Raw genomic sequence first — 20673 nt, forward strand, 5'->3', positions numbered from 1 at the left:
GCTTGCCTTCTATTTCAGCCAGTTGATTTTGATTTCCTTTTCGAGCGGTTTGAATTCGGTATCGGCGGTGACGAGTTCGGCTTTCTTATGTTTGGCAAGCGCAGCGGCAAAGGCGTCGGCCAAGCCCAGCTCATGTTCGTTTTTCAAATGCGCGGCAGACTCGGCCAGTTCGCGGTCGAGCGGCGCAACATCCAGCGGCATCGTGTGTTCAAACCGGCGCGCGGTTTCCCAGCCTTCCTTGCCGTGCTTCTTTTGCATCCTGTAAAGCACTTCCGCCCAGTTGACGGCACTGATGAGCATGGGCTTGTCCGCGTCGGCGGCTTTGTGGAAAAGGTCGCGCACCTGTTCCATGCCCGGTTGCCCAAAGAACATGGCCAGCAGCGCGGAGGCGTCGAGAACGGTGGTCTTCACTTGCGGTTCTCCCGGTCGCGTTCGGCCCGGCGTTCCTCAAGGTGTTCCTGCACGACGGATTTCTCACCGGGCTTCTGTTTGAAGATGCCGCAGAAGGAATCAATGTATTCGCGCGTGACGGGCTGGAAGATGATGCGGTCGCCCTCTTCCACAAAATTGACGCGCGTGCCCGGCTTGATGCCGAACTTGCGGCGGATGCGTGACGGAACGACCAATTGGCCTTTGGATGTGACGTAAGCAGTGTTCATGGCTGTTTTTGACTTTCCGTGGATAGTCTGCCATCAATTACAATGTAAGGCAAGAACTATTTTGTAAGGCTTATTCACAATGCCTTGCCAAAATGCGTGCCGTTGGTTTCGGCTCTTTGGGCATGCAAAAACCGGAAGCCAGTTGCCTGACTTCCGGTTTTGAATTTTTGATTCGGGTCGTTCCCGACCAGGACGGTTTAGAACGACCAGTTGAAGAAGGGGAATCCGGTGGCGAGCTTGTTTGGGAATTCGTTGAACCACGGATTGTTTCTGGCCACATTCACCAATCCAACCTGCACGCCGTGAAGTTTTTCAGCGTAATTGCAGACTCCCAATTGCAAACCGTTCATTTCGGCCGAGAAGTTCACGAAACCGGATTGCAGTCCTTCAAAGCTGCCCTTGGAGTAATTCACAAAGCCATCCTGCCAGCCGACGTAGCTGCCGCTGCTGATGTTGATGAAGCCCCATTGAACGCCGTGGTAGGACTCGGCATAGTTGCCGATGAGCGCCCAACTGAAACCGGAACTTTCCCCGGTGCTGCCGTTGACGAATCCCAGCGTGAGGCTGTGCTGCGGGTTTTCACTCCATATACCGAGGGAGAATCCATGTATGGTGGTGGTCCGGGATTGGATTGCGATGTCCGGAGTCAGCGAAAGCTGAATCGCGGCGGTGTCGGCCTGAGCGGCCTGGTCGGCTCTGGTGTTCACTGCGCCGATGACAAACAGTGCGATGACGAGTACTTTTTTCATGTATCGGGTTTAGCCAACCGTCTGCACCAATGCAACCATTATTACGTTGGAAAAAAACTCACAAGCCGTTCGGGGAGCACAGCCGCCCCGGCTGTTGTTCGGCGCGCCCTCGCGCCGAACCCGGAACGTACGGCACCCACCCTTTGAGTTCCAAAAGCCACTGCCGGGGCCAACGACGAGGGCGTCGTTGGCTGCGCCCGAGGGCGGGCGCGCTCCCCATTTTAACTGCGCCACCCTGGGAATCTTAGGCTCGACCACGAGAATCATCCCGTTATGATTCTAAAAATGAGCCGGGCCAAAAAACAATTCTTTCCAACTCGCGTAGAATTGAAACCAATGTCGTATCACTTGAACAAACTCCACGCTCTTCGCACTGAAGAACCATCGCAATCCCAATCCCTTGGCTTCACTGACCGGGGTCTTTCGCACGCCGCCGCACTCCTCCTGTCGCTGGCTGCCATGTCCGCTTTCGCTGCAAATTGGCCGCAATGGCGCGGGCCGAATGGCGACGGCATCAGCGCGGAAACGAATGTGCCGATCAAATGGAGCGCCACGGAAAACGTGGTGTGGAAAACGCCGATTCCCGGCGATGGCCATTCGTCGCCGGTGGTGTGGCAGGACAGCGTGTTTCTGACCACGGCCTTGCCGGAATCCAAGGAGCGTCTGTTGCTGCGTTTGGACGCGCGGACGGGAAAAGTTCTCTGGCAACGCACCGTGGTTACGGCGGCGGTCGAGTCGATGCACCGTGAGAACAGTCCGGCCTCCTCGACGCCCGTCACGGATGGCGAGCGCGTTTTCACTTCGTTTCAAAATGGCAAGCGTGTGGACCTGCAAGGTTATGACTTTGCCGGCCAACAGATTTGGTCCGCGCAACCGCTGGAGTTCAACGGTGAACACGGTTACAGTTACACGCCTTTGCTTTATCGCGATCTGCTGATCCTCGACTGCCGCCAGGAGGGCGAAGCGGCATTGCTTGCGCTCGACAAACGCACCGGCAAAGTGCGCTGGCGCGTTGAACCCTCGCGTCGGCGCATATCGCATATCACCCCCTTACTGGTTACCGACGATGGCCGTCAGCAAGTCATCGTGTGTGGCAGCGACGAAATCCGCAGTGTGAACCCGGACAACGGCAAGACGTGGTGGTGGTGTCGCGGACCTTCCGACGTGGCGGTGGCGGGATTGAGCTACGGTGACGGTCTGGTGTTCGCGACGGCGGGTTATCCCGACCGCACCCGCATGGCCGTGCGCGTCAATGGCAGTGGCGACGTGACCGCGACGCATGTGGCATGGAAATCCCGCAAGCAGGTGACTTACGTTCCATCACCGGTTTATCATGCCGGACATTTTTACTCGATCCTCGACCAGGGCATGCTCTGTTGTTTCAACGCGAAGACGGGCGACACCGTTTGGGAGCAACGTCTGGAGGGACGGTTTCGTTCTTCGCTCGTGCTGGCGGCGGACAATGTTTACGCCACGAATGACAAAGGCGTGACCACGGTCTTCCGCGCCACGCCGCGCGGGTTTGAACCCGTGTCGGTGAACGATCTGGGCGAATTCTGTTACACCACCCCGGCCATTGCAGACGGACACATTTATCTGCGCACAGGAAAGCATCTGTATTGCATTGGAAAGGGTCCGACCTGATGCTTGTGTGTCACGGTGTGTTGACTTCCGGCTTGCAGATTCTGTTGCCGCACTCTGCGAGTCTCGCTCAATTCTTCCGGCGGTCGCAGACCGCCGCTGCAATTACCGCCCCTTCGGCAGCGCTCTCGTGCCAGCATAAAGCGCGTTCTTGCCGAGCAACTGCTCGATGCGCAGAAGTTGATTGTATTTCGCCAGGCGATCCGAGCGGCTGAGCGAGCCGGTCTTGATCTGGCCGCAGTTTGTCCCGTTGTTGCGCGCAAGAGCGGGATGTCGGCGATGGTCGAGTCCTCGGTTTCGCCTGAGCAATGCGCGAAGAACATTTTCTGCCAAAGTGAAGGCCGGTACCAATTTGCCGGTCACGAAGGATGAGGCCCTCATTCCACTCAGGGCATTCTTCCGACGCGCTTCCTTTGCAGTGGAAAGACCAAAACATGTGTAATGACGGACGCCCGCACGCCCTGTAAAATTCCGCTGGGGTAAACAACCAACCTCCCACTCAGATGACAGCGGCGGCAACGATCCTGGCGCTCAGTCTTGTGGCCTTTTGGCTTCATGCCACAGTTCAATCTCGTCTCGGCAATAAAGTCGTCGCGCCTATAGCTGGCGACCAATCTGCGCGGGCCTTCGCGCAAGCCCCAAAAACCAGCAGCGTGGGGACGGAAACCCCGCCGCCCGATCAGATCGAGGGTGCAAACCACCAGTTCGTCGAGCCGTCGCGCATGGGCAACAGGCTCTGCCGTTCCCACAAGTCAGGAAATCATACTCCCACCACTCAACCTTCAACTCTCAACGGGAAATCAACCCTATGAAAACCAAACTGATTCTCTCATTTGCGCTGTGGGTTGTCTCCAGCACCTCCACGTTCGCGGCGACCTCAATTACCATCCGCAATCCCACACCGGCGGCCAACGAGTATTTCGGCTATGCCGTGGCGGCAGTGGGCACGGACAGGGTGCTCATCGGGGCAACGGACGCCGGCGGCGGATGGCAGGGCGAGGCCTACCTTTTCTCAATTTACGGAGGGTTCATCGGGACTATCTATAATCCCACGGGCGCCAGTTACGACGATTTTGGCTGCGCCGTGGCCGCAGTGGGCACGGGCAAGGTGCTCATCGGGGACAGCGGGGATAACACCTACGCGGCGGACGCCGGGGCGGCGTACCTGTTTACCAGCTCTGGATCGTTGTTGACCAATTTCCACAGTCCCACGCCCGCGGCCTACGACTATTTCGGCAGTGCCGTGGCGGGGGTGGGCACGGACAAGGTGCTCATCGGGTCGGGCGGCACGGGGTCCGCGTACCTGTTTAGTAGCAGCGGCACATGGTTGACTACCTTCACCAACCCCGCGCCGGCGCTCCCCAGGATTTTCGGCCAATCCGTGGCCGGCGTGGGAACGGACAAGGTGCTTCTCGGGGCCTACGTGGCGGACCCCGGCGCAACGTACTCCGGGACGGCGTACCTGTTCAGCACCAATGGAACGTTGCTGGCCAGTTTTACCAAACCCACGGCGCCCGTCTCGACGTCGTTCGGAATTTCCGTGGCGGCGGTGGGAACGGACAAAGTGCTCATCGGGGCCGACACGGATAGCACGGGCGGTGCGTACGCCGGGGCGGCGTACTTGTTCAGCACCAACGGCACGTTGCTGACCACGCTTACCAATCCCACGCCGAAGGGCTACGCCTATTTCGGCCATGCCGTGGCTGGCTTGGGCACGGACAGAGTCCTCATCGGAGAGTATGGTGGGGCAGCGTACGCCGGGGCGGCGTACGTGTTCAGCACCAATGGAACATTGTTGGCCACTTTCGGGGGGGCGACGACCACTATGTTTGGCTATGCCGTTGCGGCGGTGGGCACGGACAAGGCTCTCATCGGCGCTTATGCCGACGACAGCAACGGGCAAAACGCGGGCATCGCCTTCCTCTATAGTTCATTTACGCCCCCGTCGGCAACGACGCTGCCGGCTACCCCGCTGACGGCGAACTCAGTCACGCTCAACGGCACGGTCAATCCGAACGCGAGCCAAACGACGGCTTGGTTCGAGTGGGGCACGACGACGAGCTATGGCAACAGGACTGCGATCACAAATGCGGGGAGTGGTACGTCTCCGGTGCCGGTAATGTTGCCAATCACCAATCTGCTCGCCGGAACCAATTATCACTGTCGCATCGTGGCGTCGAACAGCTCTGCCGTGGTGACTGGTAATGATCAGGCGGTCCCGTTTCCCATGCCCGTCGTTTCGACTGAGCTGCCCACGGCCATCTCGTCCAGCGGCGCCGCGCTCAACGGCACAGTGAATCCCAATGGCTGGCCGCTCACCGTTTGGTTCGAGTGGGGCCGGGTCTCCCTCACCAATACCGCGGGTCTGATGAATCTGGCCGGTGGCAACGCCACTTTTCCCATACGCGCCACGGTCACCGGGCTGGTTTCCGGCTTGAGCTATGACTACCGACTCGTCGCCAGCAACGGTGGATTCATGGTCCATGGCGCGGTTCAAAACTTCGTGGTCCCTTCACTGCCCGTCGTGAGCACCCTCGCAGCGTCCTCTGTCACGACCAACAGGGCGACTCTCAACGGAACGGTCAACCCGATGTCCTCGCCGGCCAGGGCCTGGTTCGAATGGGGACCGACCACCAACTACGGTTATACCAGCGGTTCAGTGGACGCCGGTTCAACCCCTCAGGTTGTGCCGGTTAACATGAGCATCGGCTCGTTGTTCAGCTTCACCCCGTACCACTTCAGGCTCGTGGCAACAAATGCGGGGGGCGCAGCCTATGGACAGGATGTGACCTTCACCACGCCGAGCGGGTCGGACACGCCCGAAGGGATACACGTCAGCCCCACTCTTCTCTCCTCGGCAGGCGGCATCCTCATTACTGCGACCTATGTCGGCGGAGAATTTTACTCCGAGGCCACACCGCCACCATTCCGAATCCGAATGGTCAACACAAACGGCGCGCGTCTCAGCGCGCTGGATCCTGTGAGCATCAGCCCAACCAAGCTCACTTTCACTTCCCCTGCGTTGGCCGCCGGTTTCTACGGTTTCGTGGTCCAACTCCAGAATGCCGGCCAATGGTTGGATGTGTATGAGTCATCGCACCGATTTTTCAAGGTGGAGATTCAGCCGATACAACTGACGCTCCCGTATCAAATTCTCCAACCACAGTATCCGACTCTGCAACGAAATCCGGCGGATTTTCTCGACACCACGCCAAGCTACACGGCCACGGGCGTGATCACCGGCCAGGTCACCGTCCCCCACCACGTGAACGACGGCGACAGCTTCGCCAACAAACAATGGACGAAGAATTTTTGGCGGAGTGGCGAGAACGGCGTCAAGTTCGAGCTCGACTTCCTGCTCGACAACAACGCCACGTACAATTTCTCGATCCCCTTTGAAATCACCATTGAAATTCCCGCGACTGTGTACCGGGGACAGCACGTCTATTTCACGCCCACCTGGTTCCGCTACCTTGGAGGAGACACACTGCAAGTCGGTCACAGCGGCAGTTACAGCACCGACCACCGCCTCTGGCTGAACGTGCCTTATGACGGCCTGTCGGCGCTGGACCTCTCCCTTTCGCAGCGGCCGGACGGACTTGCAGTTGTCGGTAAGTTGCCTGCGTCTCCTGATGTGGATCTGTGGCTCGATGTTTGGCCATTCAACACCGGGGACGTATCCTATGGTGGCGTGCACAACCGGCTTGGGGGATACGTGGATTTCGGCACCGCCGGTGGGCGAGTAGAGTCGCCTGGCGATGGCTGGCGGCAGGTCTGGACTGGCGAAACCCGGGTCACGGACCTCTGGTACTCCGGCGGGGACCAAATCGCATTTCTGTGCGCCACGCCAATCCCATACGCCTCACAGGTGGCCTGTGGATTGCGCTACGCCGGAGGAGTCAAACTCATCCAAGACTTCTACATGGACGTGCTCTGCACTGACTTCATCCAGGTGAAACCACCCGATCTCTTCGACTTAAGTGTTTACATTCCCGTTTTTGCTCCCACCAATTACAACATCGTCGCCAACCTGTCTTTCCCGGTCGATCTCTACCTTGTCTCTGAGTACATCTATCAGATGGAAGCCGGTTTCGCCTTTGACATGTATTTCATCGATGAAAAAGACTTGGGCTCTTGGTCCCTCGCCAATGTTTACTCGCAACAGGCGGTCCTGAATGTCAACAATGTGCGGGGCGAGTTCACCCTGAATACCACAGTCAATACCGTCCCACGGACCAATTGGATACATGAGTATGCCCCTGCGTTGCCCCCCGACACGGATGTGGATGTGATGAACTACACCGTGCCGGAAGCCAACGCAGCGCGTGCGCGGATTGCAAACCTAACCTTTGCCGCACCTTCTCCTCCGCTGCTCATCACCACCGCCACTCAAGGAACCTTCCCGGACAAACCAGAATCCGAGATGGCGCTGATGTTGTCCACGAATCCAGCTGCCGGCGGCACCATCACGCTCGCTCCGCCCCCGGTGGATGGCGGGTATTCGAACGGCACAGTCGTCACGGTCACGGCCCATGCCGCCGCCGGTTATCAGTTCACCGGGTGGAACGGCGATGCCACCGGCTCGAACAACCCCGCGACGATCACGATGAACGACGTCAAGAGCGTGACGGCCAGTTTCACAACCGTCACTCTTACCGGTGCCGGCTATTTGACCAATGGCTCTTTTCGTTTCGACGTGGGAGGAGTCACCGGGCTGACCTGCGTCGTTCAGTGGTCCACCAACCTAAGCACGACGGATTGGTTGCCCCTCATGACCAATACTTCGCCCTTCAGTTTCACGGATGCCAACGCGGGCAGTTATCCACAACAATTCTACCGTGTGCTGTTGTTGCCATGAAAGCTCCACCACGCTTCGATGTCCAAGTCCTCGTTGCGACCACTGTGGTCGGCTCCCGACCCTCGTCTTCGATGGGTTGGACATTGAAGCAAAACGTCAACAGCATCATCCTGCGGAACTGAACAACATAACTGCCGGGGTTCAAGACGACAGAACCACCAAGCCATGCATCGTCAATCCAGTCGCAGATATCTGCTTCCACCGGTTGCACACGCCGCGGATCGCCTCGAACATAACCGACATCCAGAAGCCGGCTTGCTGGCTCCCGGGCTGGAATTATTGTGTGGCTCGCCGCGCCCGCGAAATCCGATTTGAACTGTGGGCGGATCCTGGCGATTACCGCCGCGCTTTCGGCAACGCGCTCGTGCCGGCGTAAACGGCATTCCTGCCAAGCAGTTGCGCGATGCGCAGGAGTTGATTGTATTTCGCCAGACGATCCGAGCGGCTGAGCGAGCCGGTCTTGATCTGGCCGCAGTTCGTGGCCACGGCGATATCAGCGATGGTCGCGTCCTCGGTTTCGCCGGAGCGATGCGACAGGACGGCGGTGTATTTGTTCATCTGCGCCAGTTCGACGGCGTCGAGGGTTTCGGTAAGCGAACCGATCTGGTTTACCTTCACGAGAATTGAGTTGGCCGTGCCGGTATCAATGCCGCGCTGGAGGAATTTCACGTTCGTCACGAACAAATCATCGCCGACGAGTTGGACGCGGTCGCCGATTTTGTCCGTGAGCTTTTTCCACGTCGCCCAATCGCCCTCCGCGCAACCGTCTTCGATGCTCACGATCGGATACTTGGCGCAAAGCTTCGCGTAAAAAGCCACGAGGTCATCACCGGTCACAGTTTGGCCGGTGCTTTTCTTAAACGTGTATTTCGCGTTGCCATCATAAAACTCGGACGCGGCGGGATCAAGCGTGAGATAGATGTCTTTGCCCGCCTTGTAACCCGCGTCCTTGACCGCTTGCAGAATGGTTTCCAGCGCGTCTTCCACGCTTTTGAGCTTGGGTGCGAACCCGCCTTCGTCCCCGACGGCGGTGGACAATCCGCGCTTTTTGAGCACGGCTTTAAGGGCGTGAAACGTTTCCGTGATTGCGCGCAAACCTTCGTTAAACGTCGGCAAGCCGAGCGGCATGATCATGAATTCCTGGAAATCAATCGGCGCATCCGAGTGCGCGCCGCCGTTGATGACGTTGGCCATCGGCACGGGCAGCACTTTTGCGTTCGGCCCGCCGAGATAGCGGAACAACGGCTGGCCGAGATGGCTGGCGGCGGCCTTTGCATTCGCGAGTGAAACCGCCAGGATAGCATTGGCACCTAGCTTGGATTTCGTTTCCGTGCCGTCGAGTTTAAGCATGATGCCATCGACCGTGAGTTGATCGAGCGCATCGACACCGCGCAGCGCGGGAAGAATTTTGGTGGTCACGTTCTTGACCGCCTTGGAAACGCCCTTGCCGCCATAGCGTTTCTTGTCGCCATCGCGCAGTTCAATGGCTTCGTGTTCGCCGGTGCTGGCGCCGGAAGGCACCGCCGCGCGCCCGACGGCGCCACCAGCCAGAAACACATCAACTTCCACTGTGGGATTGCCGCGCGAGTCGAGAATTTCGCGCGCTTGAATGTCGTAAATCGTGCTCATAGAATTGATTCGGAATCGCCCAATGTGGCGCGCATCATAGAAACGGTTCGTAGCGAGTCAAGCAACCTATTCATCGCAATGATCACTGCGACTCCTGCGAAGCGTGGCTTGCCTTTGCTCCTCGACTGATTAACATCGACGCATGAAGTCCATTGTCTCCATTGCGCGGCTTGCTTCAAGGTCGCGTTCCCTTCCGTTGACGAAGGTCCGCGCAATCATTCTTATTCTCGGACTTGCACATTTGACGCTTCTCGCGGCAGCGGACACATCACCCGATCCCAAATCTCTCCCGGCGCCCAAACATGTCGTGGTGCCGAAGTTGCACGGGCCGATCAAAGTGGATGGCGAATTAGGCGAACCAGCCTGGGCCAAGGCCGCGGTGCTCGAACCATTTTATCTCAATGACAACGGGAAACAGGAACATGAGCATACGGCGGTGCGCATTTGGTATGACGACGATGCGCTCTATCTCGGCTGGACGTGTCGCGATACGGACATACAAGCCACGTTCACCAATCGCGACGATCATCTTTGGGAGGAAGAGGTCGTGGAATTCTTCGTCACACCGAAAAGCCTGACGCGTTACTTCGAGTTCGAGTGGAATCCGCTGAACACGATCTTCGACGCCATCATCAACAACGATCTGGATGAACGCGGCGTCTCGAAGGGAATTCGCGGCGAGTGGGATTACACCGCGAAGGGATTGACGAACGCCGTCAAAGTCAAAGGCACGGTCAACAACTCCAGCGACAGGGATCAATACTGGCAGGTGGAAGTCAGGCTGCCCTTTGCCGATCTCGGCCATCCGGCGCCGCAAGCCAATGAGGTTTGGCGCGCGAATTTTTACCGCTACAACCGCACCAAGGGTCGCCCGGAGGAAACCGTGAGTTGGTCGCCAGCGCTCCTGCCCGGATTCCACCAACCCACGCGGTTCGGCTATCTGGAATTTGGAAAGTAAGCGATGCTTCGGACGTCCTTTCCGCGGGTTACCGGCGATCCGGATTGGTTCAATTGAACGGATTTTGTGAGCGTTCGAATTCGCGTTCGTCCTCGAGCTTGCGGCGGACGAGGCTGAGCGTGGCCCGGGCCAGCTCGCGCAGTTCTTCTCCCTGGGTTTCAATTTCCATTTCCAACTCGGCGATGCGTTGTTCGTACGCCTGAATACGTTTCTGCGCGGGCAGGTGCAAATCAGCCAGCCGCGCTTCCAGTTCCGCGAGGGCCTGGTGCGCTTTTTGTTGCGTCTCGATCAAAGCTTTGCGCTGGGCATAGAGGCCCTGCACCAGACTTTGCTTGGCGAACTCGGCCAGCTCCGGCATGAGTTTTTCCCGGAGCATCTGGGCTTGCTGGCCGGCCCGCACCTCGGCGTCCAGCGCCCGTTGCTTCCAGTTCTCGACGGATGCGGGATCATCGTTCGCCTCCCCGTGCAGTCTAATCAATGCACGAGTCGCATTGGGAATGCCCCCCTCAACCGGTACCCGTCGCCAGAACAAGAGCACCAGACAACCCAGGAGCAGAACGATGAGTCCGAGCAAACCCACCATCCACCACACGGCGCGCCCCGACGCAACGACCGTCGGCGGGAGGGATTCCGCAAGCGAAGGGGCCATGGTCGTCGGTGCCACAGACGGTGGCGCGCGGTCCGGCGGTTCGGCAGTGGACGCCGGTGGCTGGACGCTGACCGGGGGCGACTCGAGGATTTTGATGTCGTTGGTGGACTTCAAAATGATCTCTGGCCGTCCTTGATAAGCGATGATGCGACCGGTGACTTCCACGCGCCGGCCGACGTAGGTTTCGATGTCGGGAAAGTTGTTCGTGTTCTTGCCGCGAATCACGCAGGTCAACGGCGAGTCGGGATATCGCTGGTTCAGATTCAACAAGGCGACCGTCGGTCTGAGGGCCACTTGCACCACCGTGTCTTTCACCACCACCTCCTGGCCTAGGTAATTCGTCGCGTCCATCGCAGAGATTTCCGGTATTGCATTACTCTGCGGCAGGGCGTCGGGTGGCCACGCCAGCAGGAACAAGGCGAGAACCGTCACCGGCCAAGGATTCATCGAAGTTCGCATGGCGTCATCATGAGGCTTCAAACCAGTTTGTGCAACTCGTGCTTTTGGGGATGTGCCCTCCGCTCCACGCCACGGCCAATCGCTTCTTCCAGTTGCGAAGTCCCTGAAGCAGATTTGAAATTCTGGTTGCGGGCCAGTTGGCCCGGTCGTAACAATCACCCCGGCAATGGGGTTTGCCGTCCCGGCTTGGGAAAACCGCCTGACTGTTTTCAGCGCTGATAACTCCTACCAGTGACGAACGCATTGGCGGGAGCTTTTTATGCTGGCATATCTCTGGATCGGTCTCGGTGGCGCGCTGGGCAGTGTGGCGCGGTTCTGGTTTTCCGGCGTCGTTGCGCGGCAATTCGGCGAAACATTTCCTTGGGGCACGATTTTGGTAAACGTCAGCGGTTCGTTTGTGATTGGATTTTTTGCCACGTTGACCAGCCCCGAAGGCCGATGGCTTGTGCCCGCCAGCTTCCGACAATTCTTCATGATTGGCATCTGCGGCGGCTACACCACGTTTTCGTCGTTCAGTCTGCAAACACTCAATCTTGCGGATGACGGCGAGTGGCTTTACGCCGGCGCGAATATTGTCTTCTCCGTGGCGCTTTGTCTGGTGGCAGTCTGGCTGGGACATCTGCTGGCCGTCGGACTCAATTCAATGAAAGGAACCTGATATGCAAATCCCGCACGAAGCCGTCCTGCTGCGAATCTTCATTGGCGAAAGTGATCGCTGGGAACACAAGCCTTTGTACGAAGCGATTGTCTTGAAAGCTCGCGAAGCGCATCTGGCCGGCGCCACGGTATTGCGCGGGCCGATGGGCTTCGGCAAATCCAGCCGGCTGCACACCGCCAAGATTCTCCGGCTCTCGATGGACCTACCGATGGTGATTGAAATCGTCGATAGCGAGGAAAAAATCCAGGCGTTCCTGCCGACGCTGGATGCCATGATGGGCGGCGGCTTGCTGACGCTGGAGAAGGTCAAGGTGATCGATTACCGCGCCGGGAAAACGGAGCCAACGTCCTGAAGGCTCGTTTTAACGCTGTCCTTACAGCGTAGCCGCCGAGATAACGAGGCGGAATTTGGTTGAGGACATTCACTGTGGTCCGCCTCCTCGCGTCGTCGGCTACGAATTCAAAAATGAATTGTCGCAACCGACCTTTCCCGGCAGGCTGTGCGCCCTTATGCAGCAGGTGAATCTGGGCATCATTGGCGGCGGCACCGTGGGCAGCGGCGTTTTTCACGCGCTGCAACGCAACGGCGACCTGTTGGCTTCCCGCATCGGCGTCAAAGTCCATCTCCGCAAAGTCGCGGTGAAAGCTTTTGACGAGCCTCGGCCCTATCCCATCCCGGAATCCTATCTCACGACTGACTGGCAAAGCGTGGTAAACGATCCCAAGGTGGACATCGTCGCGGAACTCGCCGGCGGCACAGGCATTGCCCGCACCATGATTCTCACGGCGTTGAAACTCGGCAAGCCGGTTGTCACCGCCAACAAAGCCTTGCTCTCCGCGCACGGGGAAGAATTGTTTTCCGCCGCGCAGGAATACAAAACCAATCTTTATTACGAGGCCAGCGTCGCGGGCGGCATTCCCATTATCAAATCGTTGCGCGAAGGTTTTGTCGGCAATCGCATTACGCATCTTTACGGCATTGTCAACGGCACCTGTAATTACATCCTCACACGAATGAAGCTCGAAGGCGCGGATTTTGCCGGTGTGCTAGCCGACGCGCAAAAGCAAGGCTACGCCGAAACGCCACCCGACCTCGACATCGACGGCTGGGACTCGCAGCACAAGATCGGAATCCTGGCGTCGCTGGCGCACGGATTTTGGGTCAACCCAAAACAAATCCATGTCGAGGGCATCCGTCACATCTCGGCGCTGGACATGAAGTTTGCCAGCGATCTCGGTTACACTATCAAGCTCTTGGGAATTGTGAAGATTCTCGAAAGCAAAAAGCAGAAAACAGAAAGCAGAAAACGAATTCAAGTTTCGGTTTATCCGACGCTGATTCCCCACGCTCACGTCCTGGCCAGCGTGAGCAATGTTTTCAACGCCGTGTTTGTGCGTGGCGACGTCGTGGGCGACACGTTGTTCTACGGGCGCGGTGCCGGCAAGGACGCCACAGCCAGCGCGGTGTTAAGCGACTTCGCGGACGCCGCGCTCGATCTCAAGTTCGGCACCAAACATCGCGTGCCACCGTTCGTGCCGCATGAACTTGACGGTGCCGTGTTGCCGATGGACGAAGTCGTTTCACGCTATTTCGTGCGTTTAAGCGTTGTGGATCGGCCCGGAACGCTCGCCAAGATCGCCGCCATTTTCGGTGAAGCCGGCATCGGCATTTCGTCTGTCATTCAACCCGAAGGACACGAAGGCGAAAGTGTGCCGTTGATTCTGATGATTCACGATGCGCCGAACGCCGCCATGACCAGGGCGCTGAACAAAATCGCTAAACTGCCGGTGGTGAAATGTCAGCCGGCGATGATCCGCGTCGAAACTTTCGACTAGAGTTCGCCATGGCAGTTCTTTTCCGCAGCACCAACGCACAATCCTCCGCAGTGAATCTGCGTGAGGCGTTGCTTGGCGGCCAGGCGCCGGACCGCGGACTTTATCTCCCTGAAACGTTCCCGCGCTTGTCGGTGGATGAAATCGCCGCGTTCGCCAGACTCCCTTACCACGAAATCGCCGCTCACGTGCTGTCGAAATACACCGATGACATTATTCCAAATGCCGATCTCACCGCAATGTGCCGCGACGCCTACAACTTCGATGTTCCGCTCGAAAAGGTTTACGACCACGTCTTTGTCATGCGACTCGACCAAGGCCCGACGGCGTCGTTCAAAGATTTCGCGGCGCAGATGATGGCGCGGCTCATGGGAAGATTCTTGCAAGAGGATGGCAGGCAACTCACCATTCTCACCGCCACCAGCGGCGACACCGGCTCGGCCGTCGCGCACGCTTTCCATAACGTTCCCGGTATCCGCGTCCTCGTGTTGTTTCCATTCGCTGAGGTCAGCGTGAGCCAGCGCAAGCTGATGACGACGCTCCGCGACAACGTCCGCACCATCGCGATTGACGGCAAGTTCGACGATTGCCAGGCGATGGTGAAGCGCGCGTTCAGTGACCCGGCGTTGAAACACATTCCGCTTTCGTCCGCCAACTCCATCAACATCGGGCGCCTGTTGCCCCAGAGCGTATATTATTTTTATGCTGCGTCGCGCGTCGCGAAACCGGGCGAGCCACTTGTGTTCTCCGTGCCGAGCGGAAATTTCGGCGACATGATGGGCGCGGTCGTCGCCGGGCAAATGGGTTTGACGATCCAAAAACTCATCGCGCCGGTCAACGACAACGATGCCTTCCCGCGTTTTCTCGCGAGCGGCCATTACGAAAAAGTTTCGCCTTCGCGCAACTCCGTCTCCAACGCGATGAACGTCGGTCATCCGAGCAACCTCGCACGACTCGTGGCCGTGTACGGCGGCCGCATGGATGAGACCGGCAGAATTCATCAGATGCCCGACCTCACGGCGATGCGCCGCGATTTGTTTTCCAGTTCGGTTTCTGACGAGCGCACGCGCGCGACGATCAAAGAAGTCTGGACGAAGTATCGATTGCTCCTCGAACCACATGGCGCGGTGGCATGGCGTGGCTTCCTCGACTGGCTTGAAGTTGAATCGTTGGGCAATGCGCCCGCCGTGATCCTCGAAACGGCGAATCCGGCGAAGTTCCCTGAAGAAATTGAAAGAATGATGGGCTGGTCACCAGATATTCCACCCGTGATGGAGACCACAAACAAATTGCCGGAGGATTTTGACCGGATGGGTGCGGATTATGAAAAGTTCCGTTCCTATCTAATCCAGCGACATACGGTCACTTGATTGCTGACGCATTTCTGGCATTCTTCCTGTCCCGCCGGGTTTTGGCGGAATTATTTTTCTAGAGATAAACATGGCATTGATCGTTCAAAAATATGGCGGCACGTCGGTCGGCAATCCTGACCGCATCAAAAATGTTGCGGCGCGCGTGGCGAAGTACCGCGGCAAAGGCGACAAAGTGGTCGTCGTGGTGTCTGCGATGAGTGGCGTCACCGACAATCTGATCAAGCTCGCCAAGGAAATCATGCCGCTGCCAAGCGAGCGTGAGATGGACATGTTGCTGGCCACGGGTGAGCAAACCACGATCGCGTTGACCGCGATGGCGCTTCATGCGCTGAACATTCCCGCCGTCTCACTGACTGGCGCGCAGGCGGGCATTCTTACCGACGGCGTCCACACCAAGGCCAAGATTCAAAACATCACGCCCAAACAAGTTCATGCGTTGCTCGACTCCGGCAACGTGGTCATTGTGGCTGGTTTTCAAGGGCAGACGCCCGACGGTCACATCACCACATTGGGTCGCGGCGGCTCGGACTTGACGGCCATCGCGCTGGCGGCGGCGTTGAAGGCGGACCTTTGTCAGATTTACACGGACGTGGACGGAGTTTACACCGCCGATCCGCGCATCGTGCCCGGCGCGCAGAAGCTTGACGAAATTTCCTATGATGAAATGCTCGAACTGGCGAGCCTTGGCGCAAAGGTGATGCAATCCCGCTCGGTGGAGTTCGCCAAAAAATTCGGCGTGGTGTTTGAAGTGCGCTCCAGTTTGAACGACAACCCCGGAACCATTGTGAAAGAAGAAACCAAAAGCATGGAGGACGTCGTCATTCGCGGCGTCTCGCTCGACAAAAACCAGGCCAAGATCACGCTCGTTGCGGTGCCGGACAAACCCGGCGTGGCCGCGCGCATCTTCAAGGCCATCGGCGACGCCAACGTCAATGTCGATATGATCGTGCAGAACGTCAGTCATGGTGCCGGCACGCCCGCCACCGACCTGTCCTTCACGATCGATAAACCTGATCTCCTCAAAGCGCGCAAGGTCATCGACGGGCTAAAGGCCGACGTTGGGTTTCGCGAAGCCATTGCCGACGAACAAATCGGCAAGCTGTCCATCGTTGGGGTCGGCATGAAAAGTCATTCCGGTGTCGCCGCCAAGATGTTCGAAACGCTTGCCCGTGAGGGCGTCAACATTGGAATGATTTCCACCAGCGAAATCAAAATCTCCGTGGTCATCGAACTGGCCAAGGGCGAGCAGGCGATGAAGGCGGTGCACGCGGCTTTTTTAGAATGATCACCTCCGCGATTCAGCCACGCTTCCGGTCAGCCAATCGAGGTAGCGTTTATTTCCTCCGCTCAACGGCAACACGATGAACTCAGGCGTTTCGTAAGGATGTTTGGACAAGATCAATTTCTCCAAGGCCACCAGCCGCGCGCGCGTTGTTTTCAAAACCAACAACACTTCTGTGCTGGTTTCCAATTTGCCCTGCCACCGGTAATGCGATTCAATTTTCGGAATCAAATTGGCGCAAGCGATCACTCGCGCTTGCAACGCCACCCCGGCCAGTTTGCGCGCGGTTCTCAAGTCCGGCGCTGTCACCAGAACCACGAAGTACTTGTCCGTTGATTTCATAGGCATTATGTCGGTTGCCAAAAGCAATTCTCGATTCCAACGACGCCGGCGCACCCCGTCCACTCCCCTTCCTCCGACTTACCGCACGGTCGCGCCGTCGCAGCGAGCGGGGAGAGAATTTCCCAAAAGCAGATTCCGCGCAAGGAACCCCGCACGCGCAAATGTCATGATTGGGTTGAACGACGCCGCGGCAGGAGCATCAGAAGGCTTGCCATCATTGGGCCGAATGAAAACATCCACCACCGCTTCTGCTGGGACAGGCTGTAGGAACCAAGCGCGGTTCTTTCAAGAATTGGGTTGGTCGGCTTGCCCGAATGCTTTACCGGGCGCGTTGCCTTGACTGTGGCGGAGTTGACAATTGCGGATTGCTTGCCCTGTACGCCAGAAGCAGGTTTAGTTTTCTCCGTGATGACCGCTGAAACCATGATCGAATGTGAAAAGCTGACCAAGTGTTTCGGCCATTTCACGGCAGTGGATCACGTTTCGTTTTCCATCGGCAAGGGTTCGATCTTTGGTTTCCTCGGGCCAAATGGGTCGGGCAAATCCACGGTCATCCGTATGTTGTGCGGGTTGCTCGAACCGAGCGACGGCTTGGGGCGCATCGCGGGGTTCGACGTGGCGCGGGAAGCGGAGCAGATCAAATCGCTCATCGGCTACATGTCGCAGAAGTTTTCACTCTACGACGAGTTGACGGTGCATGAGAACCTGACGTTTTACAGCCGGCTTTACGGACTGCGCGGCGTGGCGCTGGCGAAGCGGCGCGGGGAATTGATCGCCCTTACGCATCTCGAACCGTATCTAGAGCGGCGCGCGGGGCTGCTCTCCGGCGGCTGGCGGCAACGGCTGGCGATGGCGTGTTCGCTCGTCCACAAGCCGAGTGTGTTGTTCCTCGACGAGCCGACGGCAGGGATTGATCCGGTGGCGCGGCGCGAGTTGTGGGATTTGCTGTTTGAGTTTTCGAGCCAGGGCATCACGCTGTTCGTGACGACGCATTATATGGACGAAGCGGAGCGATGCTCGCACGTGGGCTACATTTACATGTCGAAGCTCGTGGTGTGCGGTGTGCCGGATGACTTGAAGCAGTTGCCGGTGGTGAATCCGCCCGGCACGAAGCGGCTCGATGTGACTTGTGACCACGTCACGGTCGGCTTGCAGGCGATCCGCCATGAGCGCGGCATCCGCGCGGCGACGGTGTTTGGCCAGTCCATGCATCTGCTGGTGGATGAGGGGTTGCCGGAACAATTCTTGCGCGACAAACTGGCGGCTGTGAACATCCATCGCGCGGACATCCGGCCCATCGCGCCGTCGTTGGAGGATGTGTTTGTGGCGTTGACGAACCGCAACAACGGAAAATGAAGCTCCAAATTCCAAGCTCCCAGTTCCGGAGAAGCACCAAGCTTCAAGCATCGATGCGCGAAGATCGGCTGGTTGAGGTTTCGGGTTTGGAATTTCTCTGGTGCTTGGAGGTTGGTGCTTGGAGGTTTTTGTGAGAACACCCATCCGCGGTTTCAGCGGGATTGACCCGTCAACGGGAGTCCTTTATTGTAGCAATGGTCGAATGGATTTTAAGATATGAAACGTGATCCAAGCTGGGTTAAAGCTCGAATTGCTGCGCGCATTCTGGTGCGGAGGCAGGCGGGGCGAGTATTGCCGCGTGATGCCCGGCTCGCCCGCAAGCTCGCCACTGACGACGACGTGACGGATCGGTTGATTGATCAGGCGCTTGCCTGCCTTTGCGCCGAGCGGAAGAATCTGAATTACCATGACATCCTTCGATCAACCCTGGCGACCACAGCTTGATTGGTCCGCGCCAGCCGGGCGTGTGCTGGATCAACTGGTGGCGGCGCTCCCGGTGAATCGAAAATGGGAAATCATTGTCTTCGGGTCGTCCCCGTTGCAACTGGGCATCGACTCGCGATTTCTGAGTGGCGACGTGGACGTGATTTCTGATGAAGATATCACGGAATACTGCGAACGGGCGGGCTTGTTGAAAGGCAAGGCGTCGATTTACGTCGAGCCATGCACCGTAGCTGCTTTTACCGCCAGCCCTGACTGGTTCGTGCGAGCGTTTCGGTGCGAGCGAAGACACGTGACGTTTACTTTCCCGCATCCGATTGACATCCTCGTTTCCAAAATCAAGCGGCTGGAGGAAAAAGACCTGCGCGCGTTCAAGCTCGTCCGCGACAAGACCGGCCATCCCGACGAAGAAGATTTGATTCAAGCGCTGCGTCGCGTGGTGGATATTTTTCGCCCGTCGTTCGACGAAGAAAGCGCCGGCAATCCAATGCACAACACGCAAGTGCTCTGGCGAGAGTTGTTCGGCAAAGAAATTGATGTGCACGCCAGCATAATCGCCCCGGCGTTGGCCGAGCGCCGCCGCGCCTACGGTGTGGGCGCGGCCGGATTGAAGACAACACTGTCCGGGATCAAACCATCCAAGTGAAATCTCCCTTCCGCGGTTTCAACGCCATTCTCTACAAGGAATTCATCGTGGTGTTGCGTGACCCGCTCACGCTGTTCTTCATGTTTTTTCCGCCGTTGATCGAAATGGTCGCCTTTGGCTACGCGCTCGACAACGACGTGAAACACATGGCGATGGTGGTAATGAACGAGGACCGCTCGGTCGAAAGCCGCCAGATCGTGGACAACTTCGTCAACACGCAAACCTTCCGCGTAGTGGGCGAAGTGCAAAGCGTCAGCGAGATGGCCACCGCCATCCGCAAAGGCAAAGCTTACGTGGGATTGCAAATTCCACCCGACTTCACGCGCGATCTTCACGCCGGCCGCACGGCGCGGGTGCAGGTGTTGATCGACGGCTCCAGTTCCACCATCGCGCTGTCGGCGTTGAACACGGCGTTGGCGGTGGCGCTGCGCCAATCCGTGATGTCGCTGTTACGCGAAATGGGCCGCCGCGAGTTGCCGATGGAGGTGCGCCCGCAAATTCTTTACAACCCGGCGATGAAAAGCCCGAATTTTTTTGTGCCAGGCGTCATCGGAGTCGTGCTGCAGATCGCCACGACGTTCGCCACGGCGATGTCTCTGGTGCGCGAACGCGAGCGCGGCACGTTGGAACAATTGCTGGTCAGCCCGCTCTCGCGCTGGGGATTGATGCTCGGCAAGATTGTGCCTTATCTGCTGATCGGGATGTGCATGGCGACGGGACTGTTCGCCATCATGCACTGGCTGTTCGCGGTGCCGATTGCGGGTAGTTTGATGGCGCTGTTCGCGTCGAGTTTGATCTACGTTTTCACGCTGTTGAGTCTGGGTCTGCTGATTTCGACGAAAGCGGAAAACTCCATGCAGGCGCTGCAGATGTGCATGATGCTGATCATGCCGTCCGTGTTTTTTTCCGGATTCATTTTCCCGCGCGAAACGATGCCGTGGATTTTCAACGCCATCGGCGCAATGCTGCCGACAACGTATTTCATCGAGCTGGAGCGCGCGATCATTCTGCGCGGCGCGAGCTTGACGGAATTCTGGTTTCACCTGACGGTGATGTCGGGCATGGGACTCGCCTTGTTCGCCCTGTGCGCCTTGCGGTTCAAAAGGAAGATCGCGTGAGTTGGAGTGCATGAGGCACTCGC

19 protein-coding genes and 1 pseudogene are annotated in these 20673 nt (G+C 58.0%); 12 read left to right on the forward strand and 8 right to left on the reverse strand.

Going from position 1 to position 20673, the window contains the following annotated elements; all coding sequences use genetic code 11:
• Nucleotides 1–9: 9 nt before the first annotated feature.
• The 3 genes from HY298_14110 to HY298_14120 form a co-directional block, all read right to left on the reverse strand.
• Complete coding sequence (locus HY298_14110; GenBank protein ID MBI3851392.1) at nt 10–411, reverse strand: PIN domain-containing protein; 402 nt, start codon at nt 409–411, stop codon at nt 10–12.
• Entirely contained in the window at nt 408–659 is a 252-nt protein-coding gene (locus HY298_14115; GenBank protein ID MBI3851393.1) for an AbrB/MazE/SpoVT family DNA-binding domain-containing protein, read from the reverse strand. Before HY298_14115 ends, HY298_14110 begins: the two co-directional genes overlap by 4 nt.
• Before the next feature lie 197 nt (nt 660–856).
• Nucleotides 857–1408, reverse strand: coding sequence for a hypothetical protein (locus HY298_14120; protein ID MBI3851394.1), 552 nt, complete (start codon nt 1406–1408; stop codon nt 857–859).
• Between the two features lie 285 nt (nt 1409–1693).
• On the opposite strand from HY298_14120, the gene HY298_14125 reads away from it, so the two are divergent.
• Nucleotides 1694–3052 carry a PQQ-binding-like beta-propeller repeat protein gene (locus tag HY298_14125; protein MBI3851395.1) on the forward strand — a complete coding sequence of 453 codons (1359 nt, stop codon included), beginning with the start codon at nt 1694–1696 and terminating at the stop codon, nt 3050–3052.
• Between the two features lie 102 nt (nt 3053–3154).
• Here the strand turns inward: HY298_14125 and HY298_14130 are convergent.
• A pseudogene (locus HY298_14130) lies at nt 3155–3372 on the reverse strand (hypothetical protein).
• A gap of 485 nt (nt 3373–3857) precedes the next feature.
• On the opposite strand from HY298_14130, the gene HY298_14135 reads away from it, so the two are divergent.
• Nucleotides 3858–7907, forward strand: coding sequence for a hypothetical protein (locus HY298_14135; GenBank protein MBI3851396.1), 4050 nt, complete (start codon nt 3858–3860; stop codon nt 7905–7907).
• 336 nt (nt 7908–8243) lie between these two features.
• On the opposite strand, the gene eno is transcribed toward HY298_14135, so the two are convergent.
• Nucleotides 8244–9536, reverse strand: a complete 1293-nt coding sequence (gene eno / locus HY298_14140; GenBank protein ID MBI3851397.1) for a phosphopyruvate hydratase — start codon at nt 9534–9536, stop codon at nt 8244–8246.
• A 142-nt stretch (nt 9537–9678) separates the two neighbouring features.
• Between eno and HY298_14145 the strand changes: the two genes are divergently transcribed.
• Nucleotides 9679–10494 carry a carbohydrate-binding family 9-like protein gene (locus tag HY298_14145; GenBank protein MBI3851398.1) on the forward strand — a complete coding sequence of 272 codons (816 nt, stop codon included), beginning with the start codon at nt 9679–9681 and terminating at the stop codon, nt 10492–10494.
• A gap of 49 nt (nt 10495–10543) precedes the next feature.
• On the opposite strand, the gene HY298_14150 is transcribed toward HY298_14145, so the two are convergent.
• Complete coding sequence (locus HY298_14150; protein MBI3851399.1) at nt 10544–11602, reverse strand: hypothetical protein; 1059 nt, start codon at nt 11600–11602, stop codon at nt 10544–10546.
• A 262-nt stretch (nt 11603–11864) separates the two neighbouring features.
• On the opposite strand from HY298_14150, the gene crcB reads away from it, so the two are divergent.
• The 5 genes from crcB (at nt 11865) to HY298_14175 (ending at nt 16750) form a co-directional block, all read left to right on the forward strand.
• Entirely contained in the window at nt 11865–12260 is a 396-nt protein-coding gene (gene crcB / locus HY298_14155) for a fluoride efflux transporter CrcB (GenBank protein MBI3851400.1), read from the forward strand.
• Between the two features lies 1 nt (nt 12261).
• Nucleotides 12262–12612 (forward strand): DUF190 domain-containing protein, encoded by a 351-nt coding sequence (locus tag HY298_14160; protein MBI3851401.1) that lies wholly within the window; start codon nt 12262–12264, stop codon nt 12610–12612.
• A gap of 157 nt (nt 12613–12769) precedes the next feature.
• Complete coding sequence (locus tag HY298_14165) at nt 12770–14095, forward strand: homoserine dehydrogenase (protein ID MBI3851402.1); 1326 nt, start codon at nt 12770–12772, stop codon at nt 14093–14095.
• Nucleotides 14096–14103: 8 nt separating this feature from the next.
• Entirely contained in the window at nt 14104–15462 is a 1359-nt protein-coding gene (thrC, locus tag HY298_14170; protein ID MBI3851403.1) for a threonine synthase, read from the forward strand.
• Nucleotides 15463–15532: 70 nt separating this feature from the next.
• Nucleotides 15533–16750, forward strand: coding sequence for an aspartate kinase (locus HY298_14175; GenBank protein MBI3851404.1), 1218 nt, complete (start codon nt 15533–15535; stop codon nt 16748–16750).
• Here HY298_14175 and HY298_14180 read toward each other — a convergent pair whose 3' ends face one another.
• A complete protein-coding gene (locus tag HY298_14180; GenBank protein ID MBI3851405.1) occupies nt 16751–17089 on the reverse strand; it encodes a divalent-cation tolerance protein CutA in 339 nt (112 codons plus the stop codon).
• Nucleotides 17090–17253: 164 nt separating this feature from the next.
• Nucleotides 17254–17514 carry a hypothetical protein gene (locus tag HY298_14185; GenBank protein MBI3851406.1) on the reverse strand — a complete coding sequence of 87 codons (261 nt, stop codon included), beginning with the start codon at nt 17512–17514 and terminating at the stop codon, nt 17254–17256.
• On the opposite strand from HY298_14185, the gene HY298_14190 reads away from it, so the two are divergent.
• From HY298_14190 to HY298_14205, 4 genes are all read left to right on the forward strand, one after another.
• Nucleotides 17498–18445: an ABC transporter ATP-binding protein gene (locus tag HY298_14190; protein ID MBI3851407.1), complete on the forward strand. Its 948-nt coding sequence runs from the start codon at nt 17498–17500 to the stop codon at nt 18443–18445. The genes HY298_14185 and HY298_14190 overlap by 17 nt on opposite strands.
• A 216-nt stretch (nt 18446–18661) precedes the next feature.
• Nucleotides 18662–18889: a hypothetical protein gene (locus tag HY298_14195; GenBank protein ID MBI3851408.1), complete on the forward strand. Its 228-nt coding sequence runs from the start codon at nt 18662–18664 to the stop codon at nt 18887–18889.
• On the forward strand, nt 18852–19532 hold the full coding sequence (locus HY298_14200; protein MBI3851409.1) for a hypothetical protein: 681 nt from the start codon (nt 18852–18854) through the stop codon (nt 19530–19532). Before HY298_14195 ends, HY298_14200 begins: the two co-directional genes overlap by 38 nt.
• Complete coding sequence (locus tag HY298_14205; GenBank protein ID MBI3851410.1) at nt 19529–20650, forward strand: ABC transporter permease; 1122 nt, start codon at nt 19529–19531, stop codon at nt 20648–20650. The genes HY298_14200 and HY298_14205 overlap by 4 nt, the downstream gene beginning before the upstream one ends.
• Nucleotides 20651–20673: the final 23 nt, after the last annotated feature.

The sequence above is a fragment of the Verrucomicrobiota bacterium genome, assembly GCA_016200005.1.
GTDB lineage: Bacteria > Verrucomicrobiota > Verrucomicrobiia > Limisphaerales > PALSA-1396 > PALSA-1396.